This window comes from Streptomyces sp. NPDC005423 (assembly GCF_040606415.1).
Taxonomy (GTDB): domain Bacteria; phylum Actinomycetota; class Actinomycetes; order Streptomycetales; family Streptomycetaceae; genus Streptomyces.
In genome coordinates this window covers 94692-112346 of record NZ_JBEXET010000001.1, presented here as the reverse complement: position 1 = coordinate 112346, position 17655 = coordinate 94692, and the positions used below count along the sequence as shown (strand labels likewise).

The 17655-nt window shown below is 67.1% G+C and carries 4 protein-coding genes; all 4 read left to right on the top strand.

The features are described 5' to 3' along the window. The first annotated feature begins 55 nt into the window (after window positions 1-55). Genes ABZT12_RS00430 through ABZT12_RS00415 form a run of 4 tightly spaced genes read left to right on the top strand, consistent with a single transcriptional unit; the run spans window position 56 to window position 17647 of the window. Window positions 56-3070 (top strand): SNF2-related protein, encoded by a 3015-nt coding sequence (locus ABZT12_RS00430; RefSeq protein ID WP_356374867.1) that lies wholly within the window; start codon window positions 56-58, stop codon window positions 3068-3070. Beyond that, window positions 3067-8601 (top strand): hypothetical protein, encoded by a 5535-nt coding sequence (locus ABZT12_RS00425; protein WP_356374864.1) that lies wholly within the window; start codon window positions 3067-3069, stop codon window positions 8599-8601. Before ABZT12_RS00430 ends, ABZT12_RS00425 begins: the two co-directional genes overlap by 4 nt. Beyond that, window positions 8598-15344 carry a DEAD/DEAH box helicase gene (locus tag ABZT12_RS00420; RefSeq protein ID WP_356374861.1) on the top strand — a complete coding sequence of 2249 codons (6747 nt, stop codon included), beginning with the start codon at window positions 8598-8600 and terminating at the stop codon, window positions 15342-15344. Before ABZT12_RS00425 ends, ABZT12_RS00420 begins: the two co-directional genes overlap by 4 nt. Further along, window positions 15341-17647 carry a UvrD-helicase domain-containing protein gene (locus ABZT12_RS00415; RefSeq protein ID WP_356374858.1) on the top strand — a complete coding sequence of 769 codons (2307 nt, stop codon included), beginning with the start codon at window positions 15341-15343 and terminating at the stop codon, window positions 17645-17647. The genes ABZT12_RS00420 and ABZT12_RS00415 overlap by 4 nt, the downstream gene beginning before the upstream one ends. Window positions 17648-17655: the final 8 nt, after the last annotated feature.

Genomic DNA, 17655 nt, shown 5'->3' with positions numbered 1-17655 from the left:
ATCGGAGTGGACGTTGGGCGTCGAGGCGGAAGCCGTGGGCAGTCGGAGCGATGCGGTGAAGGATGCCCAGGAGCCCGCCGAAGCCCTACCGGAGGAGTGGTCTCCGGAGTCGGGCGGCTACGCGCCGGGTGCGCAGGTCTTGGTCCGTGACGACCTCTGGCTCGTGCGCAAGTGCACGCTCACGGAGCACGACGGGTGGATGGTCGAGGTCACCGGTATCTCCTCGTTCGTCCGTGGCATGGACGCCACTTTCTACGACCGGCTCGATGCGGTTCAGGCGCTGGACCCGCGCGAGACCGAGCTGGTTCCGGACGACTCCCGGAACCACCGCCGGTCCAGGCTCTTCCTTGAGGCGATCATGCGGAAGACGTTCTTGCCGCAGACCGAGCACGGGCTGGCGCTGGCGGACAACTTCCTCATGGACCAGCAGGTTCACCAGCTGCGGCCGGCGGAGCTGGCACTGTCGATGAAGAACCCGCAACCGCGGATCCTGATCGCGGACGTGGTGGGTCTCGGCAAGACCCTGGAGATCGGGGTGCTGCTGGCGGAGCTGATCCGGCGCGGTCGCGGCGAGCGGATCCTGGTGGTGACGCCGCAGCATGTGCTGGAGCAGTTCCAGCGGGAGCTGTGGACCAGGTTCGGGATTCCGCTGGTGCGCCTGGACTCGACGGGCATCCAACGGGTGCAGCAGGACATTCCCGCGGGCCGTAACCCGTTCGCGTACTTCAAGCGCGTGATCATCTCCGTGGACACGCTGAAGAGCGATGTGTACGCGCACCACTTGGAGCACACCGACTGGGACGCCGTCGTCATTGACGAGTCCCACAACCTCGTCAACCGGGGCACGAAGAACAACGCGCTGGCCCGTCTGCTGGCGCGCAAGACCGACGCACTGGTCCTGGCCTCGGCCACCCCGCACAACGGCGACGCCGCCTCGTTCGCCGAGCTGGTCAGGATGCTGGACGAGGCGGCGATCGCCAACCCGTCCCAGTACGAGGTGGAGGACCTCAAACACCTTTACATCCGGCGTACGAAGACATCGGACGAGGTGCGGGAGTCGATCAAGGACGACGTCTGGGCTCGGCGCGGTCCGTCCAAGCCCATCCCCGTTGCGGCCACCGAGAAGGAACTCGCGGTCTTCAAGGAACTGGCTACGCGCTGGATTCCTGTCAGCACGTCGGAGCCGTCGGCCAGCAGGCATCAACTCGTTCCGTACCGGCTGCTGAAGTCGTCCCTGTCGTCGCACAAGGCCCTGCTGGCGACGATCAAGACCCGGATCGGAAACCTCGACAATCCGCCGCCTGACAAGCCCAAGAACGGCGCCAAGAAGTCCCGGCCCGAGGACCCGGCGGTACGCGAAGCGGCACGGAAGACCGAGCGGGCCGCGCTCGTCGACCTGCGGCACCTCGCCGAGCAGATCGAGGACCAGGACTCGGCGAAACTGGCAGCGCTGCTCGACGAACTGCGCGACATGGAAGTCGGACCGGGCTCCGATACACGAGTGGTGGTGTTCTCCGAGAGTATCCCCACGTTGAAGTGGCTTGCCGAGACCGTGCCGACCGCGCTCGGCTTCAACCACACCACCAGCCCGGATGAGAAGAAACCTTGGCTGGGATTCGGCGGAGCGGTGCAGGTCATGCACGGCGAGGCCAGCACCGATCAGGAACAGCAGGACATCGTCGAGAAGTTCGGGCTCCGCGACGATCCCGTACGCATCCTTTTCACAGGCGATGTCGCCTCCGAAGGCGTCAACCTGCACCAGCAGTGCCATCGCCTGGTCCACTACGACCTGCCGTGGTCCCTGATCCGCATCGAGCAGCGTAACGGTCGTATCGACCGTTACGGACAGGAGCACCGACCCGAGTTCCGCGCGCTGATCCTCACGAGCGACATCCCGTGGCGCACGGACGAGACGACCGGGCAGCCGCGAACCCTGGACGACCGCCTGGTGGGTGAGAAACTCCTCCTGCGTGAGGCGGAGGCCCACAAGATCGAAGGGTCGGCCGAAGCGGTCACCGGCCTGTACCGGGCCAGGGACGAAGAGAACCGCCTCACCCAGGACCTGATCGCGGGACGCACCGTCGAGGAGTCCATCAAACAGTCCCAACAGGGCGGGGCTGCCTTCCTCACCGGGCTCCTCGGCCAGGTGGGCGCCGTCCACGAACACCCCGAAGTCGCCCGAGCGGTGGTGCCCAAGCTCTTCCGGTCCACGGCCGACTACTTCGAGGAGGCGCTGCGGCAGGTCTGTGACCCCAATCCGGAGGACATGTTGTCGCTACGGCGCGACGACGACGGCACCATCGCCTTCGAGCCTCCGCGGGACCTGCTGTACCGGCTCAAAGCACTCCCCAAGTCGTACCTGGACGAGCAACAGATTCTGCCGCGCAAGACCGAGCCGGGACGGGTGCGCATCACCTTCTCCAAGAAGCTCGCAGGCGCGCGCCTGAAGGCGGCACGGGAGACGACCGCCTCCCAGTGGCCGAACGTCTCGTACGTCACCGACGTTCACCCGGTCCTGGACTGGCTCACGGACAAGGTGCTCGTCGAGATCGGCCGGCACAAGGCCCCAGTGCTTGCCGCCACCGTGGACAGTCCGACCTTCCTTGTGCAGGGCATCTACTCCAACGCGCTCGGCAAGCCCACCATCGTCGAGTGGATGGGTGTCTCCAACTTGCACGACAACCCGGTCGTGGACACGCTGACCGCGGATGTGCTGGAGCGCTATGGCGTCGGTCCGAACATGCCCGGCCGCGCCGAGCCCCGCGACATGCCCGGACTCAGCGCGCTCGTGCCCGATGCGATCGAGGCTGCGCATCGTGAACTCGTCGTTCTCGAAGCCGAGTACCGCAAGCAGATCGAAAAGACTCTCGATCCTTACCGCAAGCGGGTAGCCGATTGGAAGCAGGAAGCGCTCTTTGCCAGTGCGCGCCCGAACGAAGCAGAGCTCGACCGGACGGCCGGGCGGCGGCTGAAACTGGTCAAGTCCCTGCAGACGGCGGGCGAACCGATGTTGCGCCTGCTCGCCGTCCTCGAACCGATCACCGCCGCTGAAGAAGGCACCGAACGATGAGTACTGACTTCGACTCCTTCACCAACCGCGGCGAGTACATGTCCGCGCACTACTTCGCCGATCAACTCGGCGCCGACTTGAAGAAGGGCCTGTTCACAACCTGGGCGCTGCGCGAGGGCGACGAGAACGACCCGCGGAAGACGCCGCGTGAGTCGCTGCGCGGCCTGCGTACGCCCTACCTCAGCGAAGAGCTGCGCGGCTACTTTGTCAAGACCACCCAGGCCGACGCCGGCGACGAAACCCGCCTCGCCACGTACAACAACCCCGAGTGGACCAAACGGCTCGCCGAGTGGCACCAGATGGTCCTGCGCGCGCTGGGCTACGACACCACGCCGGTCGAACTCACCGTGCACCGCGCAGGACGCGATCAGACCCTGCCCGTCGCTTACCACGGCCACGGCATCGTCGCTCTCGACTGTGGCTGGTCCCCCGACAATGACGCCGCCCTTGACACTGACGGCGCCGGACGCCTGCTTTGGCCTCTGCGCGTAAGCGCCAGCGAGTCGTACGAGGCGGGCGCGGCTCTGGTCTCCTGGCTCTTCCAGAGCGAACTCGGCGAGGCCGGCGGCCCGCATCCCCGGTTCGTCCTGCTGCTGTGCGGCGGCGTGATCCTGCTCGCCGACCGCCAAGCCTGGAGCGAGGGCCGCTACCTCGCGGCCAACCTCGACGCCGCTCTGGAGCGCAACGACCGCACCCAGCAGGGCGAACTCGCCACCATCGCCGCCCTGTTCAGCCTGGACACGCTTCGCCCCGGCGAGAACGACCAGACCCGCGCGATCGACGGCCTCCTCAAGTCCTCCAGCGACAGCGCGGCCGGTGTCTCCAGCGAACTCCGCTACGGCCTGCAGCGTTCCGTCGAGATCATCGCCAACGAAGTCCTGGCTCGGATGGCTGAGCCGAAGAACAACGTCACACCGGCCGACATCGCAAGTACCAAGATCCCCTTTGCCCGGGAACTCACCCGAGAATCCCTGCGCTACCTCTACCGCATCCTGTTCCTCCTGTACGCGGAGGCCCGCCCCGAACTCGGTATCCTCCCCGCCGACGACGGGACGTACGAGGCCGGCTACTCCATGGCCCGCCTGCGGGAACTGGTGGAGCGCGACGAGGAACTCGTCGAGGAAGAGGCCAAGAACGGCTTCCATCTTTTCCAATCCCTCGACGTCCTGTTCAACAAGGTCAACTTCGGTCACCGCGCGTATGGCACCGAACCCGACGACGACCAGCCCGGCGACGATGGGGAGACCCGCAAGGCCAAGGTGGCCCGCCGCAGCGAAGACCGTGGCCTGCGATTTGAGCCGCTGCGCAGCGAACTCTTCGAGCCCGCCGCTGTCCGCCTCATCGGGACCCGCGTCATCGACCCGCGCAGCGACGAGGACGATGACCCGCGCTGGCTCGACCTGCAGCTGCGTAACTCCGCTCTGCATGAGGTGCTGCGCCTGCTGACCATGAAGAAGGGCAAGCGCGGCGAACGCGGCGGCTTCATCTCTTATCGCAACCTTGGCATCAACCAACTCGGCGCCGTCTATGAGGGGTTGATGTCATATACCGGCATCATCGCAGAGGAACTACTGTGCGAGGTGGCCAAGGGGGGTGACCCGGAGAAGGGTTCCTGGCTCGTCCCTGCGGACAAACAGAATGACTACCCGGAGAAGGCCCTCGTCCACTACAAGGATGAGGACGCTCGCAAGGGCCTGCGTGGCGTCAAGAAGTACGAGAAGGGCTCCTTCGTCTACCGGCTTGCCGGCCGCGACCGGGAGACCTCCGCCTCGTACTACACCCCCGAGTCACTGACCAAGGTTACGGTCGAACTCACCCTCAAGAACCGCCTCGACCAGGAGCGCGACGAGCACGGCAAAGTCATCAAGACGCGGGCGTCGGAGCTGCTCAAGTACAAGATTTGCGAGCCTGCGCTCGGCTCCGGCGCGTTCTTGAACGAGGCAATCAACCAGGTTGCCGACGAATACCTGCGCCGCCGCCAGGACGAACTCGGGACTGCTATCCCCACCGCTGACGCGGTCACCGAGAAGCAGAAGGCCAAGGCGTACGTCGCGTTGCACAACGCCTACGGCGTCGATCTCAACGCCACCGGCGTCGAACTGGCCGAAGTGTCCCTGTGGTTGAACACCATGCACCCCGGCATGCGCGCTCCCTGGTTCGGCCTGCACCTGCGCCGAGGTAACTCGCTCGTCGGTGGGCGGCGTGCGGTCTACGATGGCGACGATGTCTCCGGTACAGAGAAGGCGTGGCTGAAGGCGAAGGGCGCTATGGCGCCTACTCCGCTCCCGTTCCTCAAGGGCGGCGAGCCACAACCGTTGCCTCAGGACGCGGTGCACCAATTCCTGCTGCCGAGCCCAGGCTGGGCTGCGGTCACGGGCTCGAAAGAGGCCAAAGAGCTTGCCAAGGACGGCGTCGAGCAACTCGCTTCCTGGAGGAGGGGGCTCCTGAAGCGTCCGAAGCGCAGTACCGCCCATCTCAACAAAGACGGCAGCCATACCCGGCTTCCGGGCGGGAGGCTGAAGCCGGAAGCGACCTCGCAGTTCACGAGGCTGAGGGATGCTGCCCGAAGAGCGGAATTCCTCTGGTCGGCCGTCATCAAGCGCATGGAACTGTCCGAGCAGGCGATCGCACGGCGCATCGACGTCTGGCAGGCCGATCCGAATGATCCCGAGTACGCCTTCCTCCGACGCCCTGAGCAGGCCGTACCGAAGGAGAGGGTCCTTGAAGACCTCTTCAACGCCATCGACACCCCGTACTGGCGGCTGAAGACGGTCATGGATGCGTGGTGTGCCCTGTGGTTCTGGCCCGCAGACAAGGCCGGACTGCTGGACGGTACGGACGGTGAATACACGCCGCGGGAGGTGATCGACGGCGCTGACGTCCTCAGTGAACTCGGGGGAGTACCGCTGGTCGGTGGAGAGGCTACGGACGAGGCGTACGTCGAACCGCGCGCGTCGCAGAAGGACCCCGCGGCGACGGCTCAGCCGCGCTTCGTCGAAGCTACGACGACGGCGTTGTTCTCGCTGGGCGCTGAGCAGACATCCTTCGACGACCTCGCCGAGGCCGAGGAAGCGGAGCAGGCTGCCGAGCCCAAGGAGAACCGACCGAAGTCCAGGAAGAAGACCGCACCGAAGCCCAAGGTCGTAGTGCGACGGCAGATGATCCCGCTCAAGGACCTGGGTGACTGGCTGGACTTCCTGGAATCCATGCTGGGAACCGCCGACCTCCCTGAGGGCACACTCCTGGACAGTTTTGACTCCTTGGATGCTCTCAAGGAGTTCGAGGAGACCCTCCCGGGCTTCATGGGCATGGACACTGCCAACCCCGAAGATCGCTACCCGTGGCTGCGGGTAGTCAAGGACATCGCGCGGGAACAAGGCTTTCTGCACTGGGAGTTGGAGTTCGGGCTCGTCTTCGCACGGGGCGGAGGATTCGACCTTCAGGTGGGTAATCCGCCGTGGGTGCGGCCGGAGTGGAAGGAGAACTCCGTCCTTGCGGAGTACGAGCCGTGGTTCATGCTCACGGAGAAGCCTCCGGCGGCGGAGAAGAACCGGCGACGCTCAGCCGAGCTGGCCAAGCCCGAGGTGCATTCCTACGTTCTCGGCGAGTTGACCGCCACGGCCACCACGTCCGACTATCTGGCATCACCACAGGTGTATCCGCTCATCGCGGGAAGCCAGCCCGATCTCTATCGCGCGTTCATGTGCCAGACCTGGGACCACACCGCTGCGGGCGGCACCGTCGGACTCGTCCATCCGGACACCCACTTCAGCGGTGACAAGGAAGCGGGCCTCCGGGAGGCGGCATACCGGCGGCTGCGGGTACACGGAGACTTCGTGAACTCGGGCAACCGTTTCTTCCCACCTCCGGTGGGCCGGTCCAGCCACTTCGGGGTGCACATCTACGGCGAGCGCGGTGAGATCGACTTCGACCACCTGTCCTGGCTGTTCTCCGTCGACGCACTGCGACTCTCGAGCACGCACGATGGTAGTGGCGACGCGCCTGGTGTGAAGTACGCCGGCGACTGGGACGAACGCCCACATCAGCAGCGCGTCGTTCGGGTGACGCCCCATACCCTTGCGCGGTGGCTGAAGCTGTCCGGTGAGCAGGATGTGCCCGTCGCGCAGGCGCGGCTGCTCACACCCGTGAGTACGGCGGAGGACCCGGCCGTTGACGCCTTGGCGGCGTACCCGCTGCGGCTGGGGGCACTCGACCCGCGTATCACTGGTGGGTTCCACGAGACGGGTGCCAAGAAGTCCGTGTATGGCCCCGGCAAGAACAAGCCGCTCATCGACTACAACAAGAACAGGGAAGGGCGCGAGGACTTCCATGCCGACTCCTGGGACGAGGTCATCCTCAAGGGTCCGCAGCTGGGCGTCGCCAATCCGCTCTTCAAGCAGCCGAGCCAGGGTGGCGGCGAAGTTCGGGGGCTGAACCACCTAGAGATCCCGTCGGACGCGGTGCCGGAGTCGGAGTACCAGCAGATCGCGGATGACGCGACGTATGTGGGCGAGCAGGCCAAGTGGCTTGATCACGAACTGCTCGCTCGAATGCGCTTGGATGCCGTGGTGCACTTCTTGGCGCGATCGGAGATCGCGTTCTCCTGTGGCCGCTCCCCGAGCGAGGTGTCGGACGTGGAAGTGGACCGCCGACTGGTCGCGAAGGCAACTAGGCCGTACACCGAGTTCTACCGGCTGGCATGGCGCGAGCGGATCGCGGCCGATACGGAACGTGGTTTGTACGTTGCGTTGATTCCGCCAGGAGCCACGCACGTCCATTCAGTCCGTTCCGCTGCACTGGACGATGTTCGTAGCTCAACGCTGATGGCTGGCTACTGGGCCGCACTGCCCACGGACTACTTGCTCCAGACAACGGGTGTGGGGCACCTCGACGTAGCGCAGGCCCGTCGTCTCCCGGCGCTCGTCGCCGCGCACCCTCTAGCCCCTGCGCTGCTCCTCCGCACACTTCGACTCAACTGCCTGACCACTGCTTATGCCAGCCTCTGGGAGGAGCTCTACGACTCCACCTGGAATACCGACGAGCCCTGGGCCCACAAATGGGCTGGCATGAAGACGGAGCTCCACGCCGTAACCCCTACTTGGCAGCGTGACACCCCCCTTCGCACTGAATACGCCCGTCGCGCCGCGCTGGTGGAGATCGACGCTCTGGTCGCTGTCTGGCTCGGCATTGACGCCGACACTTTGATCATCATGTATCGGGCCCGTTTCGACATCATGCAGGGCTTCGACCTGGTCACCTGGTTCGATGCCAACGAGCGCAAGATCGCTGGTGACCGCTACACCTACGGCCATGACCAGGAGAAAGAGCACTTCACTCAGCTCCAGACGTACCTGGCCGACAATGCCGATTCCAAGACCGCCCCCGTACCCGACGGCTACAGCGCCCCCTTCTACAAGGCGAACCGCGAGGCGGAGATGCGTGAAGCACACGCCTACTTCCAGAAGCGGCTCGACGATGCGATCGCCAACGGCAAGTGGGACCCGATCAAGCAGGAGGTGCCGACGCCGTGAGGCCGACGCTTCAGGCGCGGGGGCTCAAGGAGAGCCTGCTGCAGTACCTGTCGACCACGTACGCCCTGACGGACGAGGGCGCGCGCGAGGCGCTGCACCGGTTCCTCGGGGACGAGACGTCGGGGATGTTCCGGGGGCCGTATCTGCGGATCCGGACCCCCTTCACCACTGACGGCGACGAGTGGCGCAAGCAACTGGAGTGGCAGCGCGAGGGGTTCACGCCGTACGCGCATCAGGCGGTCGCGTTTGCGCGGCTGACGTCCGCGAACGAGCACACGCCGCAGCCGACCCTCGTCACTACAGGTACGGGCTCCGGCAAGACGGAATCGTTCCTCTACCCGGTGCTGGATCACTGCCGTCGTGAGCGGGAAGCAGGAAAGACCGGCGTCAAAGCCGTGTTCCTGTACCCGATGAACGCGCTCGCGACCGACCAGGCGCAGCGCATCAACGAGCTGCTTACGCAGAACAGTGAGCTGGGCAAGCTCTGGGCTGGTTTGTACATCGGGGACCGGGCGGCGACGCGGTACGAGAAGGTGCGCACGCGGCGCTCGGACATGCAACTGGCGCCGCCGGACATCCTGATCACCAACTACAAGATGCTGGACCTGCTGCTGCAGCGCGAGGACGACGCCCCGCTGTGGCAGGAGGCGGACATCCGATACGTCGTGGTGGACGAGTTCCACACGTACGACGGCGCGCAGGGCACCGACGTGGCGATGCTGCTGCGACGGCTGGCGTCCGCGATCGGGGCGTCCGAGAAGGGGCGCCCGCTGGGGACCATCTGCCCTGTGGCGACGTCGGCAACGCTCGCGTCGGGGACGGACGACGACGGCGTGGCGCGACTGCTGGAGGTGGCGACCGACGTCTTCGGTACGGAGTTCACGGCGGAGTCGATCGTCGGGGAGAACCGGCTGTCGGTGGAGGAGTTCATCCCACTCACCGATGTGAAGATGCAGGGGCTGCCCACGCCGGATGAACTGCTCGCGCTGCCCGATCCCGCTACGGGTGAGGAGGCACTGCTCGACCTCATCGAGGCGGTGACCGGGGTTCGCGACCGGGATCCCTTCCTGCTCGGCGAGAACCTGAAACGCCACCTGTTCACCCGAGCGGTGATGCAGGCGCTGGACGGCGAGGTGAAGAGCGGCCCGGAGGTGCTGGATGTCATGTGGCGGGCGGGCGCGGCCGGTTGGGCGGAGGCGGTGGCCCGGCAGCCGGAGAAGGCGGCCGAGGCGCTGGCCCGGTTCGTGGCGCTCCTGTCGTACGCGCGCGACCCGAAGTCGTCGTCCGGGGAGCCGCGCCCGTTCGTCCATGTCGAGGTGCACCAGTGGGCCCGGTCGGTGTCCCGGCTGCTTCGCGGCGTGCTGCCGTGGCCGAAGGCGGAGTTCCGCTGGGACGTCGCCGGGATGGCGGACGCGAGTGCGACGGACAGCGGACGTTCTGCGCCGGTGACCACGGCCACGTCTGGGCAGACCGCCAATCTGTTCCTGCCGGCCGTCTACTGCCGGGACTGCGGGCGGTCGGGCTGGGCGGTGTTCTCGCCGGAGAGCGACGACCACGACGTCCAGTTCGACACGTTCAAGATCCGGCGTGCCTCGCTCGGCCAGGACAAGGCCCGGGTACGGAACCTGGTCGCGGCGACCGAGCGGGAAGCCAAGGAAGGTTCCGGCGCGGCCCCGATGTCGAGCGCCGGCCGGGGTGCGGGCGGCGCCTCGGCGGGACAGGGCGCCGGCGGCACGCTGATGGTGATGGACGGCGCACGCAAGCGGCTGCGACTACCCGATCCCCTCAACGACTACGACAAGGACACCAAGGAGCCCCGGCTGACGGCCCGAGACTCGGCGTTCGTCCTGGTCCACTTCGGCGGCACGGTCGCGAACACCGCAGCCAAGGAGGACTGGTGCCCGGCGTGCGGCGAACGCAACGCGATCCGTTACCTGGGCACCGGGTCGGCGGCGATGGCCGCTGCGTCGATCACGCAGCTGTTCACGGGCGGGGAGCTCGTCAAGAAGCTGCACGAGGACAAGACGCTGATGTTCAACGACTCGGTGCAGGACGCCGCTCACCGGGCCGGATTCGTCGCCAACCGCTCGTACACCTTCTCGCTGCGCGCCTTGCTGACAGGGCACCTGCGCCACGACGAGCCGACGGCCCTCAACGACCTCATCGCGAACGTGGTCGAGGCCACCACGGATGAGGAAACCCTCGCCGCGGTGGTGCCGCCGGATCTGCACGTCTACAAGGGAGTTGACCGGCTGCTGTCCGGACAGGGACGCGGCGGCAGCATGCCCACGTGGCGACTCATCGGACAGCGCCTCGCCTTCGAGGCCCTGATGGAATTCGGGTTCCGCTCCCGCAACGGCCGCACCCTGGAGCTGACCCGCACCGCCGCCGCGCAGGTGCGCATCGACGATCCGGAAGCCGTGGTGGCGCTGGTCCGGCGGATTCACGAGGAGTGCGTACGCGACGGGGTGCCGCTGATCGCGCAGGACGACGCGCGGTATCTGTCCTTCGTGCGAATCTTCCTGGAACGGCTCCGCACTCGGGGCGCGGTCGCCCACAAGTGGCTCGACAAGTACGTGGACGAGGCGGGCACCAGCCGGTACTTCATCTGGGGCAAGCGGGCACCTGGCATGCGGGCTTTTCCGGCGCGGGTCGCAGCCCCGGTGTTCTTGCTCAGCCAGCCCAAGAACGGCAGCGAGTTCGACTCCGCTACCGGTCGGCTCTCCTGGTACGAGCGCTGGGCCGGGCGCTGCCTGGAGCTGCCGCGCGAGATGGCGCCGGAGTTCTGGTCCCGGCTGCTGCCTGAACTGGCCGCGCTGGGGCTGCTGTCGGTACGGACCCCCCGCGACACCTCGCTCAACGTCTACGGGCTCAAGCCCGGCAACATTGAGGCGCAGCTGCTGGACGACGAGCAGGTGAGGCACGCGTACGTACGCTGCCCGGTCTGCTTCTGGGAGCAGACGGTCCACCCGTCCCTGCTGGACCAGTGGCACCAGCAGCCCTGCCCCTCCTACCGCTGCCGCAGAGGCCGTCTGGTGGCCGGCGACCGGCCTGAGGGGCTAGGGGTGCACCACCGCGATCGCGACTACACCCATGACTACTACCGGCGCCTGTACCGCGGCGCGGGCACCTATCAGGTGGTCACCGCCGAGCACACAGGCATGCTCACCCGCCCGCAGCGTGAAGAGGTGGAGAAGGCCTTCAAACGGCGCGAGGGCTTCAAGGACCCCAACGTGCTGTCTTGCACCCCGACGCTGGAGATGGGCATCGACATCGGCGACCTGTCGGCGGTGGTGCTGGCCGCGCTGCCGCGTCGGCCCGCCTCCTACGCCCAGCAGGTGGGGCGGGCCGGGCGCCGTACCGGCAATGCGTTCTTGCTGACGATCCCGGACCGCAGACGCCGTGACCTGTACTTCCTGGAGCGCCCGAAAGACCTGATCGCCGGCACCATCGTGCCGCCGGGCTGCTACCTGTCGGCCATCGAGATCCTGCGCCGCCAGTACCTGGCCCACCTGCTGGACCTCACCGCCGCCGGACGGCTGGTGCGCGCGGACGGCATCGTGCTGCGCGCCCTGCCGCACAAGGCCCCCCGTCTGTTCGGGCCGTCGGGCTACCTGGCCGACCTCGTCGATATGGCCCTTGCCCAGGGCGAAAAACTCGCCGACGGGTTCCTGGAATTGTTCCCTACCGGGGTCAGCGACCAGGCCAAGGCCGATCTCCGGGCGTACGCCACACACGGGCTGCGCGCCGCTGTGGAGGAGGCCGAGCGGGAGTGGTTCCGAAGCCAGCAGGCACTGCGAGCCCGGCTGAAGGAGATCGACGAAGCCCACGACGAATTGCACGACACCGATCCGGACCAGGCGCGGCAGAAGGCCGAGCTGGACGCCGAACGGCGCGGCGTCGGGCGACATCTGATGAACCTGGGCGAGACCACGGCGCAGACCGCGCTGTGCGACCTAGGACTGCTGCCCAACTACGCGCTGATGGATTCCACAACTGTCCTGTCGGCGACCCTGTACGGGGAAGAAGGAGTGGACGCCAAGACAGGAAAGGTGAAGTACAGCTCCGACACCTACGCCTACGAGCGGCCCAGGCGTATCGCGCTGGAAGAGCTGGCCCCCGGCAACACCTTCTACGTCAACGGCTACAAGCACCAGATCAGTGGTCTGGAGATCGCCACTGGCGGCCGGCAGGAATGGCGCACCTGGCGGGTGTGCCCCGGCTGCGGCTACGTACGCACCGAGGACGCCGCCGAGGACCGCTCGCCGTGCCCGCGCTGCAAGACCGCCCACATCGCGGACGACGGCTCGTGCCTGTTCCAGATCGTCGAGCCGGCCACCGTCACCTCGCGCGACAAACGGGAAGATGCCCACATCCGCGACGACAAGGACGACCGCGACCGTCGCTCCTACAAGGTCGTGGACGCCGTGGACATCCCGGTCGAGGACATCGAACCCGGCTCGTGGCGGCATGCATCCCAGACGTTCGGCGTCGACTACTGCCGCACCGCCATGATCCGGCGGATCAACGTCGGACCGGTCCGCTATGACGCCCCGACCCGCGACGACTTCGCCGGACAACGCGTACGGCTCAACCCGTTCCACGTGTGCACGGCGTGCGGGGCGGCCAGCGCGGACGGACAGCCCGTCTTCGACCACGACACCGACGCCCTGGACTCCCTTGCCGCCCGCAGCGGGCGCCTCAAGCACCACCGCCCGTGGTGCCCGCTGCGCCGCGGTAAGAAGACCGAAGCCCGCGAGGAACCGGTGCTGCTCGCCCATCGGTTGCAGACCGAGGCGCTGCGGGTGCTGATCCCGGCCGCCACCGCGGACGTCGACTCCAAGGTGCATTCCTTCAGGGCCGCGTTGCGGCTCGGCGTGGACCTGCACTTCGGCGGTGACCCGCAGCACCTGGCCACCACCGTGGCGTCGATGCCGGACAACGAGAGCGGGGAGCGCCGCTGGTTCCTGGTGCTCTTCGACTCCTTGCCCGGCGGCACCGGCTACTTGGACCGGCTCACCGACCCCACCGCCTTCCGCGACACGCTCATGAAGGCGTACGAGATGCTGAAGGACTGCCCGTGCGCGGAGGAGCAGCGCAGGGCCTGCCACCGCTGCCTGCACCGCTATACGCCGGAGCCACTCCAGGACATCGTCTCGCGCCAAGCCGCGCTGACCATGCTGGAGTCCCTGCTGTTCACGAACGACGGCGAGGACGGGTGGGAGACCACCGAGGTCGAACACACCGGGCTGGTCGGCCTGGACGCCCAGGTGGAATCCGACCTGGAGGCTCGTTTCCTGGCCGCGCTGAGGGACTGGGTGAAGGTCACCGGCGATGCCTCCTTGGACGAGGACGGTCACGCCAGCGGGCATCTGCGCTTCACCGACGGCCCTGGAGTGATGCACTGGCGGCTGACCGCGCAGCAGCAACTCCGAGGCACCGTCACCGACTTCACCTTCACCCGCATTGACGGCCCGGCCCAGAGCGTCAAGGTCTACCTCGAAGGCTTTCGCTTCCACGCCAGCCATGAACACAACCAGATCGCCACCGACGCGGCGAAGCGCACCCTCCTGCGCGCCGAAGGGGAGACCGTCTTCCAGATCACCTGGGCGGACATCGATCTCTTCGAGAAGCGCCCTACTCGTACGCAGCCCGTATGGCCGCCCTACCGGGGCACGGCTCAGGAAGGGGCCAAGAGTGCGTACGAGCAGTACGGCGGACAGCGCGCCCACTTCGCCAACGCCGTCTTCGCCAACCCCATCGACACCTTGATCGCCTATCTGCGGGACCCGGATGCCGACCGTTGGGCCCGCCAGGCCCGCGCCCTGGTCACCGGGCTGACGGCCCAGCCGGGCACGGTCCCGGTCGCCGCGACCGGTCGCCGCAGCGAACTGGTTGCAGCCCTGCGCGGCGAGCTGGCCACTTTCTCCGCCGCCGAGCGCCACGACAAGCCGGTCGTGCCGGATGCCGCAGGTATCGGCCCCGTCCACGTCTTCCGCACGCAGGATGAGAGCGGGCTGCCGATCATCTTCGCCCTGGATGCGGCCGATCCCGAGGCTCTGAAGTGGACCGCGCTCGCCGTGCTTGATGATTCCGTGGCTGTGTTGGACACGGACGAGCACAAGGAGCGCTGGCGGTCCTGGTTGTACTGGACCAACCTCACCCAGTTCCTGTCCCTGGCCGGCGGTGATGGTGTCCAGCTCGCCACCAGCAAGGCGGCCGACTTCGAGGTTGAGGTCCTCGCGGTCTGCGGCGGGCTCGGTGAACTCGACTCACTCATTGGCGCCCCCTCACCCGCCGTACCCAAGGCGAACGCGGTCGTCATCAAGCCCGTCGACCCCGACCCCGACCAAGACTCGGCCGCCGAAGCCGCCGTTGCCCAGGTCCTCCGCGACGCCGTCTGGGACGAGGACATCCTGGAGATCCTGCGCGAAGACCCCGACGAGTGGCCCGACCTGCTCCGCCTCGCCGGGATTCTCGCCGACCGAGGCAAGGAGGCACCTTTCTTCGGCTACGAACTGGGCAACAGCAGCCGCTGGCCGGCTGACTTCGCCTGGCACACCAGCGGCATCAAGATCGCCGTAGTCTCCGCCCACCAGGGCGAGGACGACGACGAGGCGCAGCGACGCGACGCCGCGTACGCCGAGGACGGCTGGACAGCACGCACCGCCGCCGAATGGCTCGCCCGCCTCGACGAACTGCTCGACCAGCTCCCCGACACGGAAGAAGGCACTCCCCGATGACGGCCCGGCTCAGCCTGTACCGCAAAGCCGAACAGGAGCTGTACAAGCTCGACCGCTCGGTCAAGGCCCAGTTCTACGACTTCTGCCACAACTTCCGGAACAAGCCTGACCTGCCGGGACTGAGGAAGAAGCAGCTCAAGGGCGATTCCCGTATCCACTCGGCCCGTGTCTCCCAGGACTACCGGGCCCTGCTCACGCAGACCGGAGTCGACGCCGACGGCACCGAGAGCTGGCTGGTCATCGCGGTCCGCCACCGCAAAGACGTCTACGAAGAGCTTCAGGTCGCCGTCAACCGCGTTACCGGCGAGATCGAGTTCGTCGACCTCGCCGTCGTCGGCGACAGCGCCCTGCGCCGGGCCGGCATCACCCTCACCCCGTCAGAGCCCGAGGCGCAGGCCCCCAAGCCCGCTACCGCGCCGGAGCCCGAGCCCGCTGCTCCACCGCTGCTGGCTGCGTACGACGCTGACCAACTGCGCGGACTCGGCGTGGCCGAGCAGCTGATCGAACTGGCGCTCACCGTGACCACCAGTGCCGAACTCGACCAGCTCGTCGAGAGTGCCCCACTGCTGTCGAAGGACATCCTGTACGGCCTCGCCGCCGGAATGGGCATCGACGACGTCCGCAAGGAGATCACCGCACCGGTCGAACTCGACCAGCGCCCCGACCCCGACGACTTCGCCACGGCCCTCTCCCGCACCAAGGTCACCACGGTCGACGACGCCGTACGCGTCGTCATCGAAGAAGGCGACTTCCGCGCCTGGAAGGTCTTCCTCCATCCCACGCAGGAACGCATCGTCCACCGTCACTACAAGGGCCCGGCCCGCGTATCCGGCGGCCCCGGTACCGGCAAGACCATCGTCGCCCTGCACCGCGTCAAGCACCTCGCCGAACAGCTGCCCCCCGGCCACAACAAGCCGATCCTGCTGACCACGTTCACCAAGAACCTCACCACCGACCTGCGACTGCGGCTCGCCTCCCTCGTCGAACCCGACCTCCTGGCCCGCGTCGACATCGCCCACATCGACCAGCTCGCCGCACGCGTCCTGGGCGAGAACACCGCCCCGGGCCGTGGCAAGCAGCGCGTCTACGACCATGTGGCCCTGAACGAGATGCGCCAACTCCTGGCCGAAGTCGACGACCGACGCTTCGAGCCGGAGTTCCTCCTTGAGGAGTGGGAACAGGTCATCCTCGGCCAGTCCGTGCCCACCCGCTCCGACTACTTCAGGGCCCGCCGCGCCGGCCGGGGCCGCGCGCTGACCCGCCCCGAGCGCAACCACATCTGGAAGCTCATCGAGCAGTTCACCGCCCGCCTCGACAAACTCGGCGTCGAAACCTGGGGCCAGGCAGCAGAGCGCGCCGCCCGCTTCGAGATCGAACGCGCCGCGAAGATCAGGGCCCGCCGCGAGTACAAGGAAGAGATCGGCGGCAAAGACCTCATCCACCGCGACAACAGCTCCGGCATGCGCTACCTCGGCTACCGCTACCGGCACATCGTCGTCGACGAGGCACAAGACCTCCGCCCCGCGCACTGGAAGATGCTGCGCGCCATGGCGGATCCCGACCAGCCCAACGACATGTTCGTCGCGGGCGATACCCACCAGCGGATCTACGACCATCAGGTCGCTCTCGGGGCCCTCGGCATCAACATCCGAGGCCGCGCCTCACGGCTGACCCTCAGCTATCGCACCACGAAGGAGATCCTCGCCGAGGCCCTCCGCGTCGTCGAGCCCAAGGGAAAAAACGGGAAGGTCACTTACGACGACCTCGACGACGGCACCGACACACTTGCCGGATATCGTTCCGTCCTCCACGGCCCCAAGCCCACCTTCAGCCGGTACGACACCTGGGACGACGAACTCGCCGGGCTCGCCACCACCCTGAGCACCTGGCGCGAGGAACTGTCCACCGATGACAAGGGAGCCTCCCTCGACCCCAGCGGCCGCATCGCCGTGTGCGTGGCCGACCGCGACATGGTCAGCCAGACCATGTACTACCTGGCCACTAAGGCAGGCATCACCTGCGCCGAACTCACCAAGGACGGCCCCAAGGGCGACGGTGAAGTCCACGTCGGCACCATGCACCGCTTCAAGGGACTCGAATACCAGCGCCTGGCCATCGTCGGCGCCAGCGACGGCATCATCCCGCGCACCAGTGTCATCGAGCGATACCGCACCGAAGACCCGCCGCGCTACGAACGCGAGCAGCGCAAGGCCCGTTCCCTGCTGTTCGTCGCCACGACCCGAGCCCGCGACGCCCTGAACATCAGCTGGCACGACAAGCCCAGCCCGTACCTACCGATCTGACCTGCCGT